Below are 21,878 nucleotides of genomic sequence, written 5' to 3'. Positions count from 1 at the left end.
CAGCCACACCATGAAGGAGAGAACGCTATGCAGGTGGCGGAAGTGAAAACATCAAATCCATTGTCATCCCGCGACGATGTGGTCGGCGCGCTGAAGCAGATGCTGGCGGCGCTGGATAAACAGTTTCCTGAAGGGGCGTCGCATTTCTCGCTGGGAGCCACCAGCGCGCATTACAGCGATGCGATTGCTGAAATGGAAGGGCTGTCCCGTGCGTTGTGGGGGCTGTTTCCGTTAATGGTCAACGGCGACGCAGAACCGTTCAGCCACAAATATCTGGCAGCGATCAAACGCGGTGTCGATCCACACAGCGCGGGCTACTGGGGCGCAACGGAACCCTACGATCAGCGGCTGGTGGAGATGGCGGCTTATGGTCTGGGGCTGGCGCTGTTGGGCGATAAATTCACTACGTTAATGAGCGAAGCTGATATCCGCAATCTGCACCAGTGGCTGAACCAAATCACCGACGCGCAGATGCCCGACAGCAACTGGAATTTTTTCGCCATCATGGTGCAGCTCGGTTTTAAACGCGCCGGATTACCCTGGGATGCCGCAGCCATCGAACGCCGTTTTCGCATGATGGATGCCTACTACCTGGGTGACGGCTGGTATTCCGATGGCCCGGGCCGACCAAAAGATTACTACATCTCGATGGCATTCCATTTTTACGGGCTGATTTACGCCACGCTGAACGCGGAAGACGATGCAGCGCGCGCGGCGACGCTCCACGAGCGGGCAACGCTTTTTGCCGAAGATTTTATCTATATGTCAGCGGCGGGGGGCGAATCCGTGCCTTTTGGCCGCAGCCTGACGTACCGTTTCGCAATGGTCGCTTTCTGGAGCGCGGTTGCCTTTTCCGGGCTGGCGGTGTTTTCTCCTGGCGTGGTGAAAGGGATTATCCTGCGCCATTTGCGCTGGTGGTTACAGCAGCCGATTTTCGATCGCGACGGTATTTTAACGCTCGGTTTCGCCTACCCGAACCTTGTGATGTGTGAAGACTACAATTCGCCGGGCTCACCATACTGGGCGCTGAAAGTTTTCCTGATTCTGGCGCTGCCGCAATCAGACGATTTCTGGCAAGCACCAGAACTGCCGTTGCCTGCGCTAAACACGCAGCGCACGATTGCGCCTGCCGGACAGATTATTGTCCACAGCGATCGCTCGCGGCATGTCTGGATGCTCACCGCCGGCCAACTGGAGCTGAACAATTACGTCAATACCGAGGCGAAATACACTAAGTTTGCCTACTCAAGCCGTTTTGGTTTCACCATTGAACGCGGGCGCTACGGAATTAAACACGCCGCTTGCGACTCAATGCTTTTGCTCAGCGACGGGGATAACTATTTTCGTGGCCGCCGCGAGTGTGACGACGTCGTTGTGACAGAACAGGCGATTTTCTCGCGCTGGTCGCCATGGTCAGACGTGCATATCGCAAGCTGGCTTATACCGTGCGGCGACTGGCATTTGCGCGTACATCGCATTGATTCCGCCCGTCATTTGCAAAGCGTGGAGGGTGGGTTTGCGGTGCTGAAAGCGCCGCATCGCAACGAGCAGGGCGGTAGCCTGGTGTGCGCGGAAAATGGTGTCAGCGGCATCTTTGAATTACTTCCCACCGCGCCGCGTGAAGCCGACAGCGTAGTCACACCGCCCAACAGTAGCATTATGTTTTCTCCTTGCGCGTCAATTCCGCTGCTGCGTGGAAATATTGCGCCGGGCAGGCAGTGGCTGGCCTGTGCAGTTCAGGCGGCGATTACCGAGCAGGCTTTTGATTTTGTCTTACCGCAGTTGAATATCGAAGAACAGGCGCTGGTGATTAAAAAACCGGGGCAGAAAAATAATATTGTTATTGCCTTTTAATTCCCGGCTACGGCCGGGCTATAAACTCTGAACCCTACATGCTTTCGTCGAGGATAGTATGGAAAAGATCGCGATAAATAATAAAGCCGAATATTACAAAATCAGTAGCTTTATCTTTCTCTATTTTTTTACCTGGTCGGCAAGTATCGGCTTACTGGCTATCTGGCTAGGGCAAAAAGCCAATCTTAGCGGTACGGTTATTGGTACGGTGTTTGCTATTAATGGGATCTTTTCCGTTATTTTAAAACCCATTTACGGTTACATTCTGGATAAAATCGGCATGAGCAAATATTTGCTCTATTTTGTAGTGCTGATGTCGGCATTAATGGCACCCTTTTTTATCTACGTTTACCAGCCGTTATTAATTTCAAATACCCTGCTGGGCATTATTGTTGGCGCTATCTATTTAAGTTTTGCCTGGTATGCGGGCGTCGCCGCCTGTGAATCTTATACCGACCGCTACAGCCGCTTAAACGGCATGGAGTTTGGTCAAATCAGGATGTGGGGCTCGCTCGGTTGGGCGGTGGCATCCTCGTTCTCCGGCCTGCTGTTTAACCTCTCACCGGCGTATAACTTCATCATGGGATCGGTCGCGTCGCTTATCATGCTGGCGGTGCTGCTGAGCCTGAAAGTCAACGTTAACGCCGCCAACGCCAGCGAGGTGCTGACCAAAGAGAAAATCGCCCCGGCGGATGTCTACGCCCTGCTGCGTAACCGCAAATTCTGGGCATTCTGTCTCTATGTCGCCGGTGTGGCGTGGATGATGTTTATCGCCGAGCAGCAGTTCTCCCGCTATTTCGTCACCTTCTTTGATGATGTTCATCAGGGCAACGCCGTGTTTGGTTACCTGGGCACGGTGCAATCCGGCATGGAATTCGTCATGTATATGGTGATCCCGCTGTTTGTGAATTTCATCGGCGCGAAACGCGGATTATTGATTGTTGGGCTGGTGGTGGGTGCGCGGTTGATTATTTCCGGACTGTGCGAATCGCATCTGCTTATTTCAGTATTAAAACCGTTATACGGTCTTGAGATTTGTCTGCTGCTGGTGTCAGTCTTTAAATATATTGCTGAGCATTTCGATAAACGCGTTAATGCCACCATGTATTTATTAGGCTACCAGGCAATGTTATATGTCGGTAATGTCGTGGTCTCTTCCCCGGCCGGTATTTTGTATGACCGCATCGGTTTTGAAAATACCTATATTATTATGGGCTGCGTGGCACTGACCTTCACATTGATTTCGCTGTTTACGTTATCGGCCTGCCAAAGTAAATGGCGTCAGCATCGCGCACTGGATATCGCGGGAAATAACTAGCGCGTTAACGGCTATTTTAAATTACGCACCAAAAAGGAACCGAAATATGTTAAGTAAAATCGTTGAGGAAACGTTACGCGATTATCCCGGCGCACCTGTGGATGCGCAGGTCTTTAAAGATGAACTTGATTCGGCGCGTAGCCATACCCTTGAACTGATTCGCCGTCATTTAACGGAATTCGGTGAACGCTTTCCCGCCGAAACCTGCGTGCAGGGTTATTACCCGTTAACCGACAATGTTGAGTGGACTACCAGTTTCTGGACCGGGCAGCTTTGGCTGGCGTGGGAAATGAGCGGTGATGAGCAGTTCCGCGCGCTGGCAGAGCGCCATGTGCGCTCGTTCGGCCTGCGCATTGCCGGGCGCAGCGACACCAACACCCACGATCTCGGCTTCTTATATACGCTTTCGTGCGTGGCAAGCTGGCGGCTGACCGGCAATCGTGATGCGCGCGGTTTCGCCCTGCTGGCGGCAGAAGCGCTGCTGGAACGCTTCCACCACAAAGCGCAGATCATCCAGGCATGGGGCGATCTGCGCGATCCCGAACAAGCCGGACGGATGATCATCGACTGCAATATGAACCTGCCGTTGCTCTACTGGGCAACTGAACAGACCGGGGATCGGCGCTTTGCCGATGCGGCGCAAGCCCATGTGCGGCAGGCGGCGAAATACCTGATTCGCGAAGATGCCTCCACGTTTCATACGTACTATATGGATATCAACACCGGTGCGCCGCGTTACGGCAATACGCAGCAGGGCTACGCGGATGATTCCTGCTGGTCGCGCGGGCAGGCGTGGGGGATTTACGGTTTTCTGCTGAGCTTTATCTACACCGGCGATCAAACGATGGTAGCGCTGTCGAAACGGCTGACGAACTACTTTCTCAACCGTTTGCCGGAAGATGCGGTGTGCCACTGGGATCTGGCGCTGGTCGGCACCGATGCGCTGCGCGATTCGTCATCGGCGGCGATTGCTGTCTGCGGGCTACTGGAGCTGGTTAAGCATCTGCCCGTTACCGATCCGGACAGAGAACGCTACCAGCAATGGGCAATGCGCATAATGTCATCGCTTAATAAGCACTATCTGGCGGGGAAAAACGAACCGACCAACGGGCTGCTGAAACATTCCGTATATCATCTGGCGAGCAATAAAGGCGTTGATGAGTGTAGTAGCTGGGGGGATTACTTCTATGTGGAAGCGCTGATGCGCTTTTCGCAGAGCTGGAAACTCTACTGGTAAAAGCAGTGTCCCTCTCTTTAAACGGAGAGGGACAAACGCTTAGAGACCCGCTTCCAGGATGCGGATATGCGTCTCAAGCACGTCGCCTTTTACCGCTTCGCTCCACGCTTTCATATGCGGTGTTTGCAGGTGCGCTTCAAGGTGCGCCACGCTTTCCCACTGTTCCACCATCATGATCGAGTCCGGCGCGGTCGCCTGGAAACTCACATTCGCGACGTGATCGACCAGCGGCGCGTAGCCGTGGCAACCCGCTTCCTGCAACACGACCGGCACAATCTTCGCGAACTCATCGAGTACCGCCTGGCGGTGATGCTGTCCTGGACGGGTACGGATTTCTGCAATAACTGTCAACATGATTAACCTACTCCCTATAAGTCCAGCTTCACAGTTAAGCAAAAATCTCACCGAGATGCTTGCGATATTCTGCGATATAGCGCGGCACATCCGGCATTTTAATCACGTCGTTAACGATAAAAGTCGGCAGCGCTTCCATGCCAAGGAACTGGTTCGCTTTATGGAATGGCAGATAAACCCCGTCAACCCCGACGCCGTGGAAGAACTGCTCTTTATCCGTAAATGCTTCCATTGGCGCGTTCCAGGTCAGCGACAGCATATAGGTTTTGCCCTGAATCAAACCGCCGGAACCGTATTTTTTCGAAGCGTCAGAACGCGTGCGACCGTCGCTGGCGTACAGCGAACCGTGGCCTTCAGTAAACACATCGTCCATATATTTCTTAACGGTCCACGGCGCGCCCATCCACCAGCCTGGCATTTGCCAGATAATGGTGTCGGCCCACAGGAAGTTTTCCACTTCCGCTTTGATGTCGTAATCGCCGTCGGTACGTACGGTTTTAACATCATGCCCGGCGTCGCGCAGAAAACTTTCCGCGACCTCGGTCAGGGTGTCATTGAGTTGACCGTTAGAGTGCGCGAATCTCTTCGCACCGTTGATAATTAAGATATTGCTCATTAGTAATCCTTGGTTAAATGCGTTTGACCGCGATTTTAACCGTATCAACGGTGCGGAAAAATTGGCAAAACGTGCAAAGACTTTTGCTTGAGCCGCAATAAACGCCGCTACCAGCTCACGTGCGCTATAAAACCGCCTGGCGGATGATTGCCAAATGTGACGCGCAGGTGATGCAGGCGGGCAATGCGTTGCACAATTGATAACCCCAGCCCACTGCCGGTTTGCGTTTGTCCCGGCGGCCGATAAAAACGCTCGCCAATGCGCGCCAGCGCTTCATCGTCAATACCGGGGCCATTATCGCGAACGCTAAAGGCGGTGTCGTCCAGCGTTACATCGACCACGCTGCCTGGCGGGCTGTAGCGAAGAGCATTATCCAGCAGATTACGCACCAGCAGGCTAAGCAAAAGCGGTTGCGCCTGGCGGCTGACAGCAGGGGCATTGAGATGCAGGCGTATATCAATACCTGCTTGCTGCGCTGTCGGGTAAATCTCCATTACCGCCGATTGCAGTAGCTCCGCCAGAGAAACCGTTTGCAGATCGTCGAGATCATCAAGCGAGTCGAGCCGCGAAAGGGTGAGTAATTGATCCACCAGACGCGTGGCGCGATCGATACCCACGTGCAACTGGGCAAGGGCTTTTTGCTGTGCGGCGGGATCGTCATCGGAAAGCTGTGCGACCTCGGTTTGCACTTTCAGCGCCGCCAGCGGGCTGCGTAACTCATGCGCGGCATCAGACGTAAAGCGCCGTTCACGCTGCATCATTCTGTGCGTGCGGTCAAAGAGTTGGTTCAGCGCATCCACTAACGGGCGCACTTCATTGGGAACGCCCTCGTTACTGAGCGGATCGGCACGATCCGGCGCCCGTGAGCGCAGCGCCTGCGCCAGTTTTTTCAGCGGACGCAATTCAAGGCTCAGCAATACGATTAACAGCACCAGCATCAGAGGCAGGGCGATAAGCCACGGTGTGAGCTGCGAGGTGATGATCTCCAGCGCCATCTCGTGGCGATAATCCCACTCCTGGCCGACCACCACACGGAATTTCCCGTTCGGCGCAGTAAGCCACAGAAAACGCCATTGGTTGTCGTCATCACGTAGCTGTCCGTTCTCAAACCCTTCCCGCCGGTAGTTATAGGGGATCGCTTTGCCGTTTTCGCCATCGTGCAGCAGCATGTTGCCGTCGGTTGAGTAGATAGCGAAAGCCAGCGCGTCATCATCCAGATGGCCGTGTTTGATCTTCTTTTTACCGAGCGACGGCGCGGCGTTTTTCAGCGGCTCAAACTCCATCACGCTCAGCCGTTTGGCGAACAGCGTTTGCTGGGTATCAAACAGTTTGTCGAGTTTATCGCGGGTTTGCTGCCAAGCAACCAGACTGGCGCTGAGCCAGGCGATCATCGACAGCAGTAAAAAGAGCATCGTCAGGCGCAGGCGTAAACTCAGCGGGCGGGTCAGTTTCATGCGTCTCCCAGGGTATAACCGATGCCATGAACGGTGCGGATAAACGTCGTACCGAGCTTGCGGCGTAAATGGTGTACATGCACTTCCACCGCGTTGCTGGTGACCTCGTCGTCCCAGGTATAGAGCTTCTCTTCGATTAATTTACGCGGCAGCACGCGCCCGGCATTACGCAGCAGCAGCTCCAGCAGGGCGAACTCTTTCGGTTTTAGCGCCAGCGTTTCGCCGTCAAGTGTGGCGACCAGATTACCGGGATCGAGCGTGACATTGCCGTGGCGCAGCACGCTTTGCGTCTGCCCGTGGCGGCGGCGAATAAGCACTTCGAGCCTTGCCGCCACTTCAACCAGCGCGAACGGTTTGCACAGATAATCATCTGCGCCCAGCCGCAGTCCCTCAACGCGCTGGTCGATGGCATCGCGTGCGGTGAGGATTAACACTGGTTCCACGCGCTTTTGCTCGCGCCAGTCGCGCAGAATATCCAGCCCGTCGATGCCGGGCAGCGTTAAGTCGAGGATCACTGCATCATAAGGCGCGCTAAACAGGGCGGCCTTGCCTTGTTTGCCATCGGTAAACCAGTCGACGCTGAAGCCTTTTTTGCCCAGCCCGGCTTTTAAACCGTCACCGATGAGCGTGTCATCTTCCACCAGTAAAATGCGCATTTTGCCTCCTTTCACTCCGTGTTATTGGCAGTAAAACCGCTGCTGGTCGACAATGTACAGCGGAAAATAATCTTTTTTCCCGTTAAGAAGTCGTTAAGGAGTGACGGGTTAAATGGACGTTAACCATCGTAAGGGAGATAAAACATGAAAAAGATTGCTGCACTTGTCGCTGTTCTCACACTCTGTTCCGCACCCGTTTTCGCGGCGAATACGGGCGGTTTCACCGGGCCGGGCGCAACCTCGCAGAGCGGCGGTTTTACCGGGCCGAACGGCAGCAAAGCCACTGTTGAAAGCGCGAAATCACTGCGCGACGACGCCTGGGTGACGCTGCGCGGTAATATTGTCGAGCGCATCTCTGATGATACCTACCTGTTTAAAGATTCGACTGGCACCATCAATATCGATATCAACCACAAGCGCTGGAACGGCGTGACCGTTGGGCCACAAGATACGGTAGAGATCCAGGGCGAAGTCGATAAAGACTGGAATTCGGTAGAAATAGATGTCAAAGAGATCCGCAAAGTCACTCAGTAAGCGCTAAACGCGCGTGAAAAAATCGCTCATCGCTATGACTCCTCGCCGCAGATAAGGTAGTATCTGCGGCAATATTGCCGCCGCACAGGCGGGCGCATACGTTGAGGAATCACGATTAATGAGCGATATGGCAGAGCGCCTTGCGCTGCATGAATTTACGGAAAACGCATACCTGAACTACTCCATGTACGTCATCATGGATCGTGCGTTGCCGTTTATCGGTGATGGCCTGAAACCCGTTCAGCGTCGCATCGTTTACGCAATGTCAGAACTGGGGCTGAACGCCAGCGCGAAGTTCAAAAAATCCGCCCGTACCGTGGGCGACGTGCTGGGTAAATACCATCCGCACGGCGACAGCGCCTGCTATGAAGCGATGGTGCTGATGGCGCAGCCGTTCTCCTACCGTTACCCGCTGGTCGATGGCCAGGGCAACTGGGGGGCGCCGGACGATCCGAAGTCCTTCGCGGCGATGCGTTACACCGAATCCCGTCTCTCCAAATACGCCGAGCTGCTGCTGAGCGAACTGGGACAAGGTACCGTTGACTGGGTGCCGAACTTCGACGGCACGATGCAGGAGCCGAAAATGCTGCCTGCGCGCCTGCCGAATATCCTGCTCAACGGTACCACCGGTATTGCCGTGGGGATGGCGACGGATATTCCGCCGCATAACCTGCGCGAAGTAGCCAACGCGGCGATTACCCTGATTGAGCAGCCGAAAACCACGCTCGATGAGCTGCTGGATATCGTGCAGGGGCCAGACTACCCAACCGAAGCGGAAATCATCACCTCCCGCGCTGAGATACGCAAAATCTACCAGAACGGTCGCGGTTCGGTGCGTATGCGCGCGGTGTGGAAAAAAGAGGATGGCGCAGTGGTCATTACTGCGCTGCCGCACCAGGTTTCCGGCGCGCGCGTACTGGAGCAGATCGCCAGCCAGATGCGCAATAAAAAGCTGCCGATGGTCGATGATTTGCGTGACGAATCGGATCATGAAAACCCGACGCGTCTGGTGATTGTGCCGCGCTCCAACCGCGTGGATATGGAACAGGTGATGAACCACCTGTTCGCCACCACCGATCTGGAAAAAAGCTACCGTATCAACCTGAACATGATCGGCCTGGATGGCCGCCCGGCGGTGAAAAACCTGCTGGAGATCCTCACCGAGTGGCTGGCGTTTCGCCGTGATACCGTGCGCCGCCGCCTGAATCACCGGCTGGATAAAGTGCTCAAGCGCCTGCATATCCTCGAAGGTTTGCTGGTGGCGTTTCTCAATATCGACGAAGTGATCGAAATCATCCGTACGGAAGATGAGCCGAAACCCGCGCTGATGTCGCGTTTCGGTCTCAGCGAAACGCAGGCGGAAGCGATCCTTGAGTTAAAACTGCGCCACCTCGCCAAACTGGAAGAGATGAAGATCCGCGGCGAGCAGGACGATCTTGCAAAAGAGCGCGATCAATTGCAGGCGATCCTGGCCTCTGAGCGCAAGATGAACAACCTGCTGAAAAAAGAGCTGCAAGCCGATGCCGACGCATTTGGCGACGATCGTCGTTCACCGCTGCATGAGCGCGAAGAAGCGAAAGCGATGAACGAGCACGATATGCAACCGTCTGAACCGGTGACCATTGTGCTGTCGCAAATGGGCTGGGTGCGCAGCGCCAAAGGCCACGACATTGACGCGCAGGGGCTGAGCTACAAAGCGGGCGATAGCTGGAAGTCTTCCGTGAAAGGCAAGAGCAACCAGCCGGTGGTGTTTATTGATACCACCGGGCGCAGCTACGCCATCGACCCGATTACGCTGCCTTCCGCACGCGGCCAGGGCGAGCCGTTAACCGGTAAGCTGACGCTGCCGCCGGGGGCGACCGTTGAGCATATGATGATGAGCAACGAGGACCAAAAACTGCTGATGGCGTCCGATGCGGGTTATGGCTTCGTTTGTACCTTCAACGACTTAGTGGCGCGTAACCGTGCCGGTAAGACGCTGATCAGCCTGCCGGAAAACGCCAAAGTGATGCCGCCGCTGGAGATCGAGAACGACAGCGACATGCTGTTGGCGATTACTGCGGCGGGCCGCATGTTGATGTTCCCGGTCAACGAGCTGCCGCAGTTGTCGAAAGGTAAAGGCAACAAGATTATCGGTATCCCTTCCGCTGATGCGGCGACAGGGGCAGATAATCTTGCGCATCTCTATTTGCTGCCGCCACAAAGCACGCTGACCATCCACGTGGGCAAACGCAAAATCAAACTGCGTCCGGAAGAGCTGCAAAAAGTGCAGGGCGAGCGCGGACGTCGCGGTACGCTGATGCGCGGCCTGCAAAAAATTGATCGCGTTGAGATTGACGCGCCTTCCCGCCCGGGTGCGGGCGACAGCGAAGAGTAATCTTCGCCGCCAGGCTCCCCACCTTCCCGGTGGGGAGATCTTTCTGAGAAAATTTCCCGTAAAAGCGTTGTTAATTCGTGCATTGCGATTAACAATACGTTTTTTTAAAGGCCGCACACCCTACTGCGGCCTTTAAAAAAATAGCCCAGGCCCGTTGCGGGTCGACGGCGACACAGCCAGTTTCAGCGTGATGGCGCTGGCGTGTATATAATGCTCAAAGGTATGGGCTTCAGAGGTTTGTTATGCTATTCATTTTTCGCGTCATTATTGTCGTCATCTACTCCATTCTGGTGTGCGTATTCGGCTCTCTCTATTGTTTATTCAGTCCGCGTAATCCTAAACACGTTGCTACCTTCGGCCATATGTTCGGTCGCCTTGCGCCGGTCTTTGGTCTGAAAGTCGAAACCCGTCTGCCGGCAGGCGCGGAAAAGTTTGGCAACGCTATCTATATTGCTAACCACCAGAGCAACTACGATATGGTGACCGCCTCCAGCATTGTGCTGCCGCCAACGGTCACTGTCGGTAAGAAAAGCCTGCTCTGGGTGCCGTTCTTCGGTCAGCTTTACTGGCTGACTGGCAACCTGCTCATCGATCGCGATAACCGCGCAAAAGCGCACGGCACCATTGCCGAAGTGGTGAAACAGATCCAGAAACGCAATATTTCCATCTGGATGTTCCCGGAAGGCACCCGCAGCCGCGGTCGCGGTTTACTGCCGTTTAAAACCGGCGCGTTTCATGCGGCGATTGCCGCCGGTGTTCCAATCATTCCGGTGTGTGTTTCCAACAACGCAAACAAAGTTAACCTTAACCGCCTGCGCAACGGGCTGGTGATTGTCGAGATGCTGCCGCCGGTTGATGTTTCGCAATTTGGTAAAGATCAGGTACGCCAGCTGGCGACGCACTGTCGCGAACTGATGGCGGCAAAAATTGCAGAGCTCGATAAAGAAGTTGCAGAACGCGAAGCAACCGGCCGGGTTTAATCTGTTTTATTTCGCAACACCGGAGGAGCGAAAACCTCCGGCGCATTGAGTCAGTTTTACACGGAGCAAATATGTCACTCAGTCGGCGTCAGTTTCTTCAGGCATCCGGGGTTGCGCTTTGTGCAGGCGCGGTGCCGCTGAGGGCAAATGCTGCCGGGCCGCAACCGCCGTTACCCATTCCTCCGCTGCTGGAATCCCGGCGCGGTCAGCCGCTGTTTATGACCTTACAACGCGCGCACTGGTCGTTTGCCACCGGCACGCGGGCGCAGGTTTCCGGCATTAACGGGCGTTATCTCGGGCCGACGATCCGCGTCTGGAACGGCGATGACGTTAAGCTGATTTACAGCAACCGGCTGGCGGAAAACGTGGCAATGACCGTGAGCGGTTTGCAGGTGCCAGGCCCGCTTATCGGCGGCGCGGCGCGCATGATGACCGCCAATAACGACTGGGCGCCAGTACTGCCGATCCGCCAGAGCGCGGGGACGCTGTGGTATCACGCCAATACGCCGAACCGTACCGCGCTGCAGGTGTATAACGGCCTGGCCGGAATGTGGCTGGTCGAGGATGAGATCAGCAAATCGCTACCGATTCCTAAGCACTACGGCGTGGATGATTTCCCGGTCATTATTCAGGACAAACGGCTGGATAATTTCGGCACGCCGGAATACAGCGAGCCGGGCAGCGGTGGATTTGTCGGTGATACGCTGATGGTCAACGGTGCGCAAAGCCCGTATGTCGAAGTCTCTCGCGGCTGGGTGCGTCTGCGTCTGTTAAATGCCTCAAACTCCCGCCGTTATCAATTGCAAATGAGCGATGGTCGTGCGCTGCATGTGATCGCCGGCGATCAGGGTTTTTTACCCGCGCCTGTTTCGGTTAAACAGCTTTCGCTGGCTCCGGGTGAGCGGCGCGAAGTGCTGGTGGATATGACCAACGGCGATGAAGTGTCGATCACCTGCGGTGAAGCGGCGAGCATTATGGACCGCCTGCGCGGCTTCTTTGAGCCGTCGAGCATTTTGATCTCCACGCTGGTATTGACGCTGCGACCGACCGGCCTGCTGCCGCTGGTCACCGACACGCTGCCGATGCGCCTGTTGCCGTCCGACATTCAGGCCGGTACGCCAACCCGCAACCGCGACATTACCCTGGGCAGCGATCCGGGCATTAACGGCCAGTTGTGGGATACGCAGCGTATCGATATTACCGCCCAGCAGGGCACCTGGGAGCGCTGGACGGTGCGAGCGGAGATGCCGCAGTCGTTCCATATTGAAGGCGTCATGTTCCTGGTGCGTAACGTGAATGGCGCGATGCCTTTCCCGGAAGATCGGGGCTGGAAAGATACGGTCTGGATTGACGGGCAGGTTGAGTTGCTGGTGTGGTTTGGTCAGCCTTCGTGGCCGCACTTCCCGTTCCAGTATCACAGCCAGACGCTGGAAATGGCCGATCGTGGTTCGATGGGGCAACTGCTGGTGAACCCCGCGCCATAACTGAGCAGGCCTGGTGGCTGCGCGCTTATCAGGCCTTGACAAAATCCTCCTTCATTTCATGCAAGTTTACGGCGTATAATCGCCGCCCTTTGATGATTTTTTTACCACCTTTGGAAGCAAGATGAGCGCAATATCCCTGATCCAACCGGATCGTGACCTTTTCTCATGGCCCCAGTACTGGGCGGCCTGCTTCGGCCCCGCGCCGTTTTTGCCAATGTCGCGCGAAGAGATGGATCAACTTGGCTGGGATAGCTGCGACATCATTCTGGTGACGGGTGATGCTTACGTCGACCACCCGAGTTTCGGCATGGCGATTTGCGGCCGTATGCTGGAAGCGCAGGGCTTTCGCGTTGGCATCATCGCCCAGCCGGACTGGAACAGCAAAGACGACTTTATGCGCCTCGGTAAACCGAACCTGTTCTTCGGCGTGACCGCTGGCAACATGGACTCGATGATCAACCGCTACACCGCCGATCGTAAGCTGCGCCATGACGACGCTTACACGCCGGATAACGTAGCCGGTAAACGCCCGGATCGCGCGACGCTGGTTTATACCCAGCGCTGTAAAGAAGCGTGGAAAGATGTGCCGGTGATCCTCGGCGGCATCGAGGCCAGCCTGCGCCGTACCGCGCATTACGATTACTGGTCCGATACCGTGCGTCGATCGGTGCTGATCGATGCCAAAGCTGACATGCTGATGTTTGGCAACGGCGAGCGCCCGCTGGTGGAAGTGGCGCATCGCCTCGCTGCCGGTGAACCGATCGGTGAAATCCGCGACGTGCGTAACACCGCGATCATCGTCAAAGAAGCGCTGCCGGGCTGGAGCGGCGTTGATTCCACGCGCCTTGATACGCCGGGCAAAATCGATCCGATCCCACATCCGTACGGCGACGATCTGCCGTGTGCCGATAACAAACCGGTTGAACCGAAAGCGCAGGAAGCAAAACGTGTTACCGTTCAGCCGCCGCGCCCGAAACCGTGGGAAAAAACCTACGTGCTGCTGCCTTCTTTTGAGAAGGTGAAAGCCGATAAAGTGCTCTACGCGCACGCGTCACGCATTCTGCACCACGAAACGAACCCTGGTTGCGCCCGTGCGCTGATGCAAAAGCACGGCGACCGTTACATCTGGATCAACCCGCCAGCGATTCCGCTCTCAACCGAAGAGATGGACAGCGTTTTTGCGCTGCCTTATAAGCGCGTGCCGCATCCGGCATACGGTAACAGCCGTATCCCGGCTTACGAGATGATCCGCTTCTCGATTAACATCATGCGCGGCTGCTTTGGGGGGTGTTCTTTCTGTTCGATCACCGAGCATGAAGGGCGCATTATCCAGAGCCGTTCCGAAGATTCGATCATCAACGAAATCGAAGCGATTCGCGACACGGTGCCCGGTTTTACCGGCGTTATCTCCGATCTTGGCGGGCCAACCGCCAACATGTATATGCTGCGCTGCAAATCACCGCGCGCCGAGCAGACGTGCCGTCGTCTCTCCTGCGTTTACCCGGATATCTGCCCGCACATGGACACGAACCACCAGCCGACAATCGATCTCTATCGTCGTGCCCGCGATCTGAAAGGTATCAAGAAGATCCTCATCGCTTCCGGTGTGCGTTACGATCTGGCGGTGGAAGATCCGCGCTATGTGAAAGAGCTGGCGACGCATCACGTTGGTGGTTATCTGAAGATTGCCCCGGAGCATACCGAAGAGGGGCCGCTGTCGAAGATGATGAAACCGGGGATGGGCAGCTACGATCGCTTTAAACAGCTGTTCGACACCTATTCTAAAGAGGCGGGTAAAGAGCAGTATCTGATCCCGTACTTTATCTCTGCGCACCCCGGCACGCGCGATGAAGATATGGTGAACCTGGCGCTGTGGCTCAAGCGTCACCGCTTCCGTCTGGATCAGGTGCAGAACTTCTATCCGTCGCCGCTGGCTAACTCGACGACCATGTATTACACCGGTAAAAACCCGCTGTCGAAGATCGATTACAAGAGCGAAGAAGTGGTGGTGCCGAAAGGGGATAAACAGCGCCGTCTGCATAAAGCGCTGCTGCGTTATCACGATCCGGCCAACTGGCCGCTGCTGCGCCAGGCACTGGAAGCGATGGGTAAAAAGCACCTGATTGGTTCGCGCCGTGAATGCCTGGTGCCGGCGCCTACGCTTGATGAAATGCGCGAAGCGCGTCGCCAGAATCGCCAGTCGCGCCCGGCACTAACCAAGCACACACCGATTGTGCATCAGCGCAGCAACGGCAAAAACACTGGCGCTGCGCCAGCGAAGAAAAAAGCCTCCCGCGTGCGCTAAGCATATAAAAATCCCGGCGAGATGCCGGGATTTTTATTTTCTTGAAACAAAAAGACCACAACGACAGCGTTATGGCCTTTTAGAAAAACTTAACCCCCAAACTGATCCGGGTCCGGCCCCAGCCGTTTACCGGCATCCAGTTTGGCGATCTCCGCCAGCTCGTCTTTATCCAGGCGGAAATCCCAGACGTTAAAGTTCTCGGCGATACGTGCAGGTGTAACCGATTTCGGGATCACCACCAGGCCGTTATCAAGATGCCAGCGGATCACCACCTGAGCAGGCGTTTTGCCGTATTTATCCGCCAGATCGCGAATAATTTTCTGATCAAATACCCCTTCGCCGCCCTGCGCCAGCGGGCTCCAGGACTCGGTCTGGATTTTATGCGTCGCGTTCCAGGCATGCAGTTGCCGCTGCTGCATTAACGGGTGCAGTTCGATCTGGTTGATAACCGGGATCACGCTGGTTTCATCAATGATCTTTTGCAGATGGTGGATCTCGAAATTACACACGCCGATACTTTTTACCAGCCCCTGTTTTTGCAGCTCGATCATGCCTTGCCAGGCCTCAACGTAATGATCGATAGCCGGAACAGGCCAGTGCATCAGATACAGATCGACGTAATCCAGTTGCAGCTTTTTCAGGCTGGTTTTCAGCGCTTCGGCGGGATGTTTTTGATCGTCATTCCACAGCTTGGTGGTAATAAACAATTCCTCACGCGGCACCCCTGCATTGGCTAAGGCTTTGCCAACGCCCTCTTCGTTCTTATAGGCGGCGGCGGTATCAATGGAGCGATATCCCACCTCCAGCGCCTTTTGGATGGCGGTTATCACTTCCTCGTTGCTCGCTTTCCACACGCCAAGACCCAGTTGCGGCATCAGGTTGCCGTCAGAAAGCTTAATCACGGTTGGATGTGTCATGCATTTCTCCTTTGAATAAGCTTACCGGGACGCGCCCGGTAAGGTGATGTGCATTAAGTGTGGTCGAAAAAACCAAAAACGGAAGGCGGGGCAATGAGACCTTAACTTGCCGCTTCGTAAATACGACGGCTCACATCCAGCGTGATATCCTGGCGTTCGCCCAGTTTCGTCATGCCGTGCTCTTCCAGTTTCGCCAGCAGCGCCGGAATGGAACTGCCGTCCAGACCATAACCGGAAAGGCGGGTCGGAACGCCCATCTGCTCGAAGAAGTTGCGCGTGGCTTCGATAGCTGCGTCAATGCGCTCGTTATCGGAACCTTCTTTGATGTTCCAGACGCGCTCTGCGTATTGCAGCAGTTTTTCGCGTTTGGTATCGCGCTTCTCATTCCACAGCGCAGGCAGAACCACCGCCAGCGTCTGGGCGTGGTCAAGACCATGCATCGCGGTCAGTTCATGACCCAGCATATGCGTAGCCCAATCCTGTGGCACGCCAGCGCCAATCAGGCCGTTCAGCGCTTGTGTCGCCGCCCACATCACGTTGGCACGCACGTCGTAGTTTTCCGGCTCCTGCAGCGCTTTCGGGCCTTCTTCAATCAGCGTCAGCAGGATACCTTCGGCAAAGCGATCCTGAATTTTGCCATCAACCGGATAAGTGACGTACTGCTCAACGGTATGAACAAAGGCGTCGACCACGCCGTTCGCCACCTGACGCGGCGGCAGGGTATAGGTGTAGACCGGATCCAGTACCGCGAAGACCGGCTGAACGAACGGGGAGTGGAACGCCTGTTTGTCGCCGGTCGCTTTACGTGACACCACTGCGCCGGCGTTGGACTCGGAGCCGGTTGCCGGCAGTGTCAGCACGGAACCCATCGGGATGGCGCTTTTAATTTCGCCGCCCCGCGTTTGCAGGATATGCCATGGATCAACGCCCTCGGCATAGTGAGCCGCTGCGGCGATAAATTTGGTGCCGTCCAGCACGGAACCACCGCCTACCGCCAGCAGAAAGGTGATGTTTTCGTCTTTAACGACCTGTACCGCTTTAATCAGCGTTTCGTAAGTCGGGTTCGGTTCGATGCCGCTGAATTCGCGCACATCCAGCCCTTGCAGCGCGCTGTAAACCTGGTCGAGCACGCCGTTTTTCTTCACGCTGCCGCCACCGTAGGTGATCAGCACGCGTGCGCCAGTCGGGATTTGCTCACGCAGATTGGCAATGGCACCTTTGCCGAACAGGATGCGGGTCGGGGTATGCAGATTAAAATTGTTCATTGCTCGTTCCCTTCTTATTGAGGTGAAAAAAAGTGCGGCGGTGTTTTGCCCAATGGCGATTATTGTGGGCGCGGGCACGCGCGCTCTCAATGCACATTCCTGCCGATGTCTTGCCTGTTTCTCCTTGTGGCTGGAGAAAAAGCCCAAAAATTTGCACACTGTACGGGTCGAAATAGTCTACCGGAGTGGCGAAAAATGAAGCGTGAAGAGATTTGCCTGCAGCTCACTGAAAAGATTAAACGATTGAAAGTGAATGAAAATAGGCTCAATGCACTGCTGCCGGATATCCGCTTGCTGTACGGTACTCAACCGGGAACCCGTACGCCGGTGATGTATCAGCCGGGCATCGTTTTTCTCTTTTCTGGTCACAAAATTGGTTATATCAATGAAAGGGTCTTTCGTTATGACACCAATGAATATTTACTGCTGACCGTGCCGTTGCCGTTTGAGTGTGAAACCTTCGCCACGCCGGAAGTGCCGCTGGCGGGGATCCGTTTGAATGTCGATATCCTGCAACTGCAGGAGCTGTTGATGGATATCGGCGAAGATGAACATTTTCGCCCGGATGTGGCGGCAAGCGGTATTAACTCGGCAGTGCTTTCAGAAGAGATCCTCTGTGCCGCTGAGCGTTTGCTGGATGTGATGGAGCGTCCGCTGGATGCGCGTATCCTTGGCAAACAGATTATCCGCGAAATGCTCTACCACGTGCTAACCGGGCCGCGCGGCGGGGCGCTGCTGGCGTTAGTTAGCCGCCAGACCCATTTCAGCCTGATAAGTCGTGTGCTCAAACGCATTGAAAGCCAGTACACGGAAAACCTCAGCGTTGACCAACTGGCGGCGGAAGCCAATATGAGCGTCTCGGCGTTTCACCATAACTTTAAATCGGTGACCAGCACGTCGCCGCTGCAATACCTGAAAACCTACCGCCTGCACAAAGCGCGCATGTTAATGGTGCATGATGGTATGAAAGCCGGGGCGGCGGCCATGCGCGTTGGCTATGAAAGCCCGTCGCAATTCAGCCGTGAGTTTAAGCGTTATTTTGGCCTGACGCCGGGAGAAGATGTGGCGAGAATTCGCATGATGCAGGGAATGTAAAACGTCCCCTCTTCATGGCGAAGAGGGGAAACGCGTTACGCGTTGCAGTACTTTTTCTTCAGCACTACCGTGACGGCGCCAACCAGGCCGACCACCAGCAGGAACACCGGCAGCAGCATCAGGAACGTCATGACCTGATCTTCATGACGCTTCACAAACGGGATCATGCTGATGGCGTAGCCCAGCGAGGTCACCGCGCCGACCCACAGCAGCCCGCTGAGCCAGTTAAATAACTGGAAACGGCGGTTAGAGAGGCCGGAGATGCCCGCCATCGTCGGCAGCAGAGTGCGGATAAAGGCCAGGAAACGCCCCGCCAGCAGTGCCAGCAGACCGTGACGGTCAAACATATAGGTCGCCCGCTCGTGATATTTCACCGGTAACTGCGATAGCCAGCTTTTCACCACGCGCGTATTCCCGAGCCACTTACCCTGGATATAGCTCAGCCAACAGCCGAGACTGGCGGCGGAAGTGAGGATGGCTAACGTCGCGACGAAATCCATGCAGCCGCGCGCAATCAGCGCACCAGCCAGCAGCAGCAAACTGTCACCGGGTAAAAACGAAGCAGGAAGCAGGCCGTTTTCTAAAAAGAGGGTGGCAAACATTACTAAATAAACAACACCCACAACATGTGGATTTGCCAGCGCAGCAAAGTCGTGATGCCAGAGCGCAGCAATAATATCTTGAATAACAGCCATGGACTTTCCCGTGGAACCGCGTAGAGGAGGCTATTGTACTCCAGTTCGCCTGAAACACCTTGATCGGGGGCGCAAGAAACGAGAATTTTCTGAATACTTACGCCCGTAAGCCAGGTTTACACGATGCGCTGGAAGCCCGCCACTAAATCCTCAATCAGATCGTCAACATTCTCTAAACCAATGTGCACTCGGATTAATGTGCCGGTGAAATCCACTTCGCCGTCCGGGCGAATCGCTGCCAGTTGCTCCGGCTGATTGGCGAGTATCAACGACTCGTAACCGCCCCACGAATACGCCATGCTGAACAGCGAGAAGTGGTCGAGGTAGTTCGCTAACTCTTCATTGTTCAGACGTTTATTGAGCACAAACGAAAACAAGCCGCTGCTGCCGCTAAAATCCCGCTTCCAGTACTCGTAGCCTTTACTGCCGGGAAGCGCCGGGTGATTCACGCGCGCCACCTGCGGATGTGCCGCCAGCCATTCGGCAATTTTCAGGCTGCTTTCGTGGTGCTGACGCAGACGAACGCCCAGCGTACGCAGGCCACGGCTGGTCATATACGCCGTGTCGGCATCCACCATTTGCCCCATCAAATAGGCGTTTTCGCGCAGTTGTTCCCAACAACGGGCGTTGGACACCGCCGTACCAATCATGCCGTCGGAGTGGCCAATCAGGTATTTGGTCGCTGCCTGAATGGAGATATCAATATCGAATTCCAGCGCCTTGAACAGCACGCCCGCCGCCCAGGTATTGTCGATCATAATGATGGCGTCTGGCGCAACGCTTCGCACCGCCTGCACAATCGCCGGAATATCGTGGACTTCCATGGTGATTGAGCCGGGAGATTCCAGGAACACCACTTTGGTGTTCGGCTGAATCAGCCGCACGATGCTGGAGCCGATCATCGGGTCGAACCAACTGGTGGTGACACCCAGTTTGGTGAGAATTTTGGTGCAAAAATCCTGGCTGGGTTCATAAGCGGTATTGGTCATCAACACATGATCACCTTGTTCAACAAACGCCAGAATGGTGTTTGCCACCGCCGCCGCGCCGCAGGGGAAAAGCGCGCAGCCCGCGCCGCCTTCCAGTTCGCACATCGCGTCTTGCAGCGAAAAGTGCGTGAGCGTGCCGCGACGCCCGTAAAACAGCTCGCCGTTGGCTCGGTTACGCGTCGCGTGTTTTTTGGCTTCAACGGTGTCGAATACCAGTGAAGAGGCGCGCTGGATGACGCTATTCACCGACCCTTGCGTGTATTTTTTGCTGCGCCCTGCGTTAATCAGAGCGGTATCAAGATGCTTTGCTGTCATTCTCGCTCAACCTGTTTTTATACGTCTGGATGTCCAGACTACCATGATTGTTGGCGGATGCCTCGCAGTGTTATGCCGGTGAGTGAATTTTTTCCAGAAAATGTTCAATGGTGTCTGTTTACTGCGTAAGCGCAAAGAAAATGACTTTTAATTCAGGCACTCTGCAAATACTAATGAGAACTACTATCAATTCGACGACTTTTTGATATCATGGCGCACAGATTTTGTGATTTGCGTCTCGGAGATACACTGTGGGTAATAATTTGATGCAGACGGATCTATCCGTGTGGGGCATGTACCAGCATGCCGACATCGTTGTGAAGGTGGTGATGATCGGCCTGATTCTGGCGTCGGTCGTCACGTGGGCGCTTTTCTTCAGCAAAAGTGTTGAGATGATTTCGCACAAGCGCCGCCTCAAGCGTGAGCAGCAGCAGTTGGCTGAAGCCCGCTCTCTGGATCAGGCGAGTGAAATTGCTTCCGCTTTCCACGCCCGCAGCCTGAGCACAATGTTAATCAACGAAGCCCAGAACGAACTGGAGTTATCTGCTGGCAGCGAAGATAACGAAGGCATTAAAGAGCGCACCGGTTTTCGTCTGGAACGTCGCGTTGCCGCCACCGGTCGCCATATGGGGCGCGGGAATGGCTATCTGGCAACGATTGGCGCGATCTCGCCGTTTATTGGTCTGTTTGGTACCGTCTGGGGCATCATGAACAGCTTCATCGGCATTGCGCAGACGCAAACCACCAACCTGGCGGTTGTCGCGCCGGGCATCGCGGAAGCGCTGCTGGCAACGGCTATCGGCCTGGTTGCAGCTATCCCGGCGGTGGTGATTTACAACATCTTCGCCCGTATGATCGGCAGCTATAAAGCGATCCTTGGCGATGTTGCCGCGCAGGTTCTGCTGCTGCAAAGCCGCGATCTGGATCTGGCCGCCAGCAACGCTCAGCCGGTTCGCACCGCGCAAAAATTACGAGTAGGTTGATTCGTCATGGCAATGCGTCTTAATGAAAACCTGGACGATAACGGCGAAATGCACGAAATCAACGTCACGCCGTTTATCGACGTGATGTTAGTGCTGCTGATTATCTTTATGGTGGCCGCGCCGCTTGCCACGGTTGATGTAAAAGTTAACCTGCCGGCATCGACCAGCCAGCCGCAACCGCGCCCGGAAAAATCTGTTTACCTGTCGGTAAAAGCAGATAACACCATGTTTATTGGTAACAATCAGGTTACCGATGAAACGATGGTTAACGCGCTGAATACGCTAACCGAAGGTAAAAAAGACACCACCATCTTCTTCCGCGCGGATAAAACCGTGGATTACGAAACAATGATGAAGGTGATGGATACGCTGCATCAGGCGGGATATCTGAAGATCGGTCTGGTGGGTGAGGAAGTTGCGAAAGCGAAGTAATGCCTAACACAACAAAAA

19 protein-coding genes are annotated in these 21,878 nt (G+C 55.2%); 11 read left to right on the top strand and 8 right to left on the bottom strand.

Annotated elements, in window-relative coordinates; genetic code table 11:
• Window positions 1–27: 27 nt before the first annotated feature.
• From DFO56_RS17620 to DFO56_RS17610, 3 genes are read left to right on the top strand one after another with little or no spacing between them, the layout of a single operon-like run.
• Window positions 28–1,854 (top strand): DUF2264 domain-containing protein, encoded by a 1,827-nt coding sequence (locus tag DFO56_RS17620; protein WP_045512098.1) that lies wholly within the window; start codon window positions 28–30, stop codon window positions 1,852–1,854.
• Window positions 1,855–1,912: 58 nt separating this feature from the next.
• Window positions 1,913–3,172 (top strand): oligosaccharide MFS transporter, encoded by a 1,260-nt coding sequence (locus tag DFO56_RS17615; RefSeq protein WP_045512101.1) that lies wholly within the window; start codon window positions 1,913–1,915, stop codon window positions 3,170–3,172.
• Window positions 3,173–3,218: 46 nt separating this feature from the next.
• Window positions 3,219–4,409, top strand: a complete 1,191-nt coding sequence (locus tag DFO56_RS17610) for a glycoside hydrolase family 88 protein (RefSeq protein ID WP_045512103.1) — start codon at window positions 3,219–3,221, stop codon at window positions 4,407–4,409.
• A 39-nt stretch (window positions 4,410–4,448) separates the two neighbouring features.
• Here the strand turns inward: DFO56_RS17610 and DFO56_RS17605 are convergent, their stop codons facing one another.
• From DFO56_RS17605 to qseB, 4 genes are all read right to left on the bottom strand, one after another.
• Complete coding sequence (locus DFO56_RS17605; protein WP_020455276.1) at window positions 4,449–4,763, bottom strand: putative quinol monooxygenase; 315 nt, start codon at window positions 4,761–4,763, stop codon at window positions 4,449–4,451.
• 34 nt (window positions 4,764–4,797) lie between these two features.
• Window positions 4,798–5,379, bottom strand: a complete 582-nt coding sequence (locus tag DFO56_RS17600; protein WP_045512106.1) for an NAD(P)H-dependent oxidoreductase — start codon at window positions 5,377–5,379, stop codon at window positions 4,798–4,800.
• Window positions 5,380–5,486: 107 nt separating this feature from the next.
• On the bottom strand, window positions 5,487–6,833 hold the full coding sequence (gene qseC, locus DFO56_RS17595; RefSeq protein WP_045512109.1) for a quorum sensing histidine kinase QseC: 1,347 nt from the start codon (window positions 6,831–6,833) through the stop codon (window positions 5,487–5,489).
• Window positions 6,830–7,489, bottom strand: a complete 660-nt coding sequence (gene qseB, locus DFO56_RS17590; protein ID WP_045512112.1) for a quorum sensing response regulator transcription factor QseB — start codon at window positions 7,487–7,489, stop codon at window positions 6,830–6,832. The genes qseC and qseB overlap by 4 nt, the downstream gene beginning before the upstream one ends.
• A 144-nt stretch (window positions 7,490–7,633) precedes the next feature.
• Between qseB and DFO56_RS17585 the strand changes: the two genes are divergently transcribed.
• The 5 genes from DFO56_RS17585 (at window position 7,634) to DFO56_RS17565 (ending at window position 15,169) form a co-directional block, all read left to right on the top strand.
• Window positions 7,634–8,023 (top strand): YgiW/YdeI family stress tolerance OB fold protein, encoded by a 390-nt coding sequence (locus tag DFO56_RS17585; RefSeq protein ID WP_020455272.1) that lies wholly within the window; start codon window positions 7,634–7,636, stop codon window positions 8,021–8,023.
• Window positions 8,024–8,141: 118 nt separating this feature from the next.
• A complete protein-coding gene (gene parC / locus DFO56_RS17580; protein WP_020455271.1) occupies window positions 8,142–10,400 on the top strand; it encodes a DNA topoisomerase IV subunit A in 2,259 nt (752 codons plus the stop codon).
• A 242-nt stretch (window positions 10,401–10,642) separates the two neighbouring features.
• Window positions 10,643–11,380: a 1-acylglycerol-3-phosphate O-acyltransferase gene (plsC, locus tag DFO56_RS17575; protein WP_020455270.1), complete on the top strand. Its 738-nt coding sequence runs from the start codon at window positions 10,643–10,645 to the stop codon at window positions 11,378–11,380.
• A 71-nt stretch (window positions 11,381–11,451) separates the two neighbouring features.
• On the top strand, window positions 11,452–12,864 hold the full coding sequence (ftsP, locus tag DFO56_RS17570) for a cell division protein FtsP (protein WP_020455269.1): 1,413 nt from the start codon (window positions 11,452–11,454) through the stop codon (window positions 12,862–12,864).
• A gap of 121 nt (window positions 12,865–12,985) precedes the next feature.
• Entirely contained in the window at window positions 12,986–15,169 is a 2,184-nt protein-coding gene (locus DFO56_RS17565) for a YgiQ family radical SAM protein (RefSeq protein ID WP_045512115.1), read from the top strand.
• Window positions 15,170–15,258: 89 nt separating this feature from the next.
• On the opposite strand, the gene dkgA is transcribed toward DFO56_RS17565, so the two are convergent.
• Together dkgA and yqhD are read right to left on the bottom strand one after the other, a co-directional pair.
• Window positions 15,259–16,086 (bottom strand): 2,5-didehydrogluconate reductase DkgA, encoded by an 828-nt coding sequence (dkgA, locus tag DFO56_RS17560; RefSeq protein ID WP_020455267.1) that lies wholly within the window; start codon window positions 16,084–16,086, stop codon window positions 15,259–15,261.
• Window positions 16,087–16,187: 101 nt separating this feature from the next.
• Window positions 16,188–17,351: an alcohol dehydrogenase gene (gene yqhD, locus DFO56_RS17555; protein ID WP_045512118.1), complete on the bottom strand. Its 1,164-nt coding sequence runs from the start codon at window positions 17,349–17,351 to the stop codon at window positions 16,188–16,190.
• A gap of 195 nt (window positions 17,352–17,546) precedes the next feature.
• Between yqhD and DFO56_RS17550 the strand changes: the two genes are divergently transcribed.
• Complete coding sequence (locus DFO56_RS17550; RefSeq protein WP_017457477.1) at window positions 17,547–18,446, top strand: AraC family transcriptional regulator; 900 nt, start codon at window positions 17,547–17,549, stop codon at window positions 18,444–18,446.
• Between the two features lie 35 nt (window positions 18,447–18,481).
• Here the strand turns inward: DFO56_RS17550 and DFO56_RS17545 are convergent, their stop codons facing one another.
• Together DFO56_RS17545 and metC are read right to left on the bottom strand one after the other, a co-directional pair.
• Window positions 18,482–19,141, bottom strand: a complete 660-nt coding sequence (locus tag DFO56_RS17545) for a DedA family protein (RefSeq protein WP_020455265.1) — start codon at window positions 19,139–19,141, stop codon at window positions 18,482–18,484.
• Between the two features lie 116 nt (window positions 19,142–19,257).
• Window positions 19,258–20,445: a cystathionine beta-lyase gene (gene metC / locus DFO56_RS17540; protein ID WP_045512121.1), complete on the bottom strand. Its 1,188-nt coding sequence runs from the start codon at window positions 20,443–20,445 to the stop codon at window positions 19,258–19,260.
• Window positions 20,446–20,696: 251 nt separating this feature from the next.
• On the opposite strand from metC, the gene exbB reads away from it, so the two are divergent.
• Together exbB and exbD are read left to right on the top strand one after the other, a co-directional pair.
• Window positions 20,697–21,428 carry a tol-pal system-associated acyl-CoA thioesterase gene (exbB, locus tag DFO56_RS17535; protein ID WP_044489488.1) on the top strand — a complete coding sequence of 244 codons (732 nt, stop codon included), beginning with the start codon at window positions 20,697–20,699 and terminating at the stop codon, window positions 21,426–21,428.
• 6 nt (window positions 21,429–21,434) lie between these two features.
• Window positions 21,435–21,860: a TonB system transport protein ExbD gene (gene exbD / locus DFO56_RS17530; protein WP_045512123.1), complete on the top strand. Its 426-nt coding sequence runs from the start codon at window positions 21,435–21,437 to the stop codon at window positions 21,858–21,860.
• Window positions 21,861–21,878: the final 18 nt, after the last annotated feature.

The sequence above is a fragment of the Kosakonia sp. AG348 genome, assembly GCF_003337365.1.
Classification (GTDB): Bacteria; Pseudomonadota; Gammaproteobacteria; order Enterobacterales; family Enterobacteriaceae; genus Kosakonia.
This window is presented reverse-complemented; position numbering and strand designations above follow the sequence as displayed.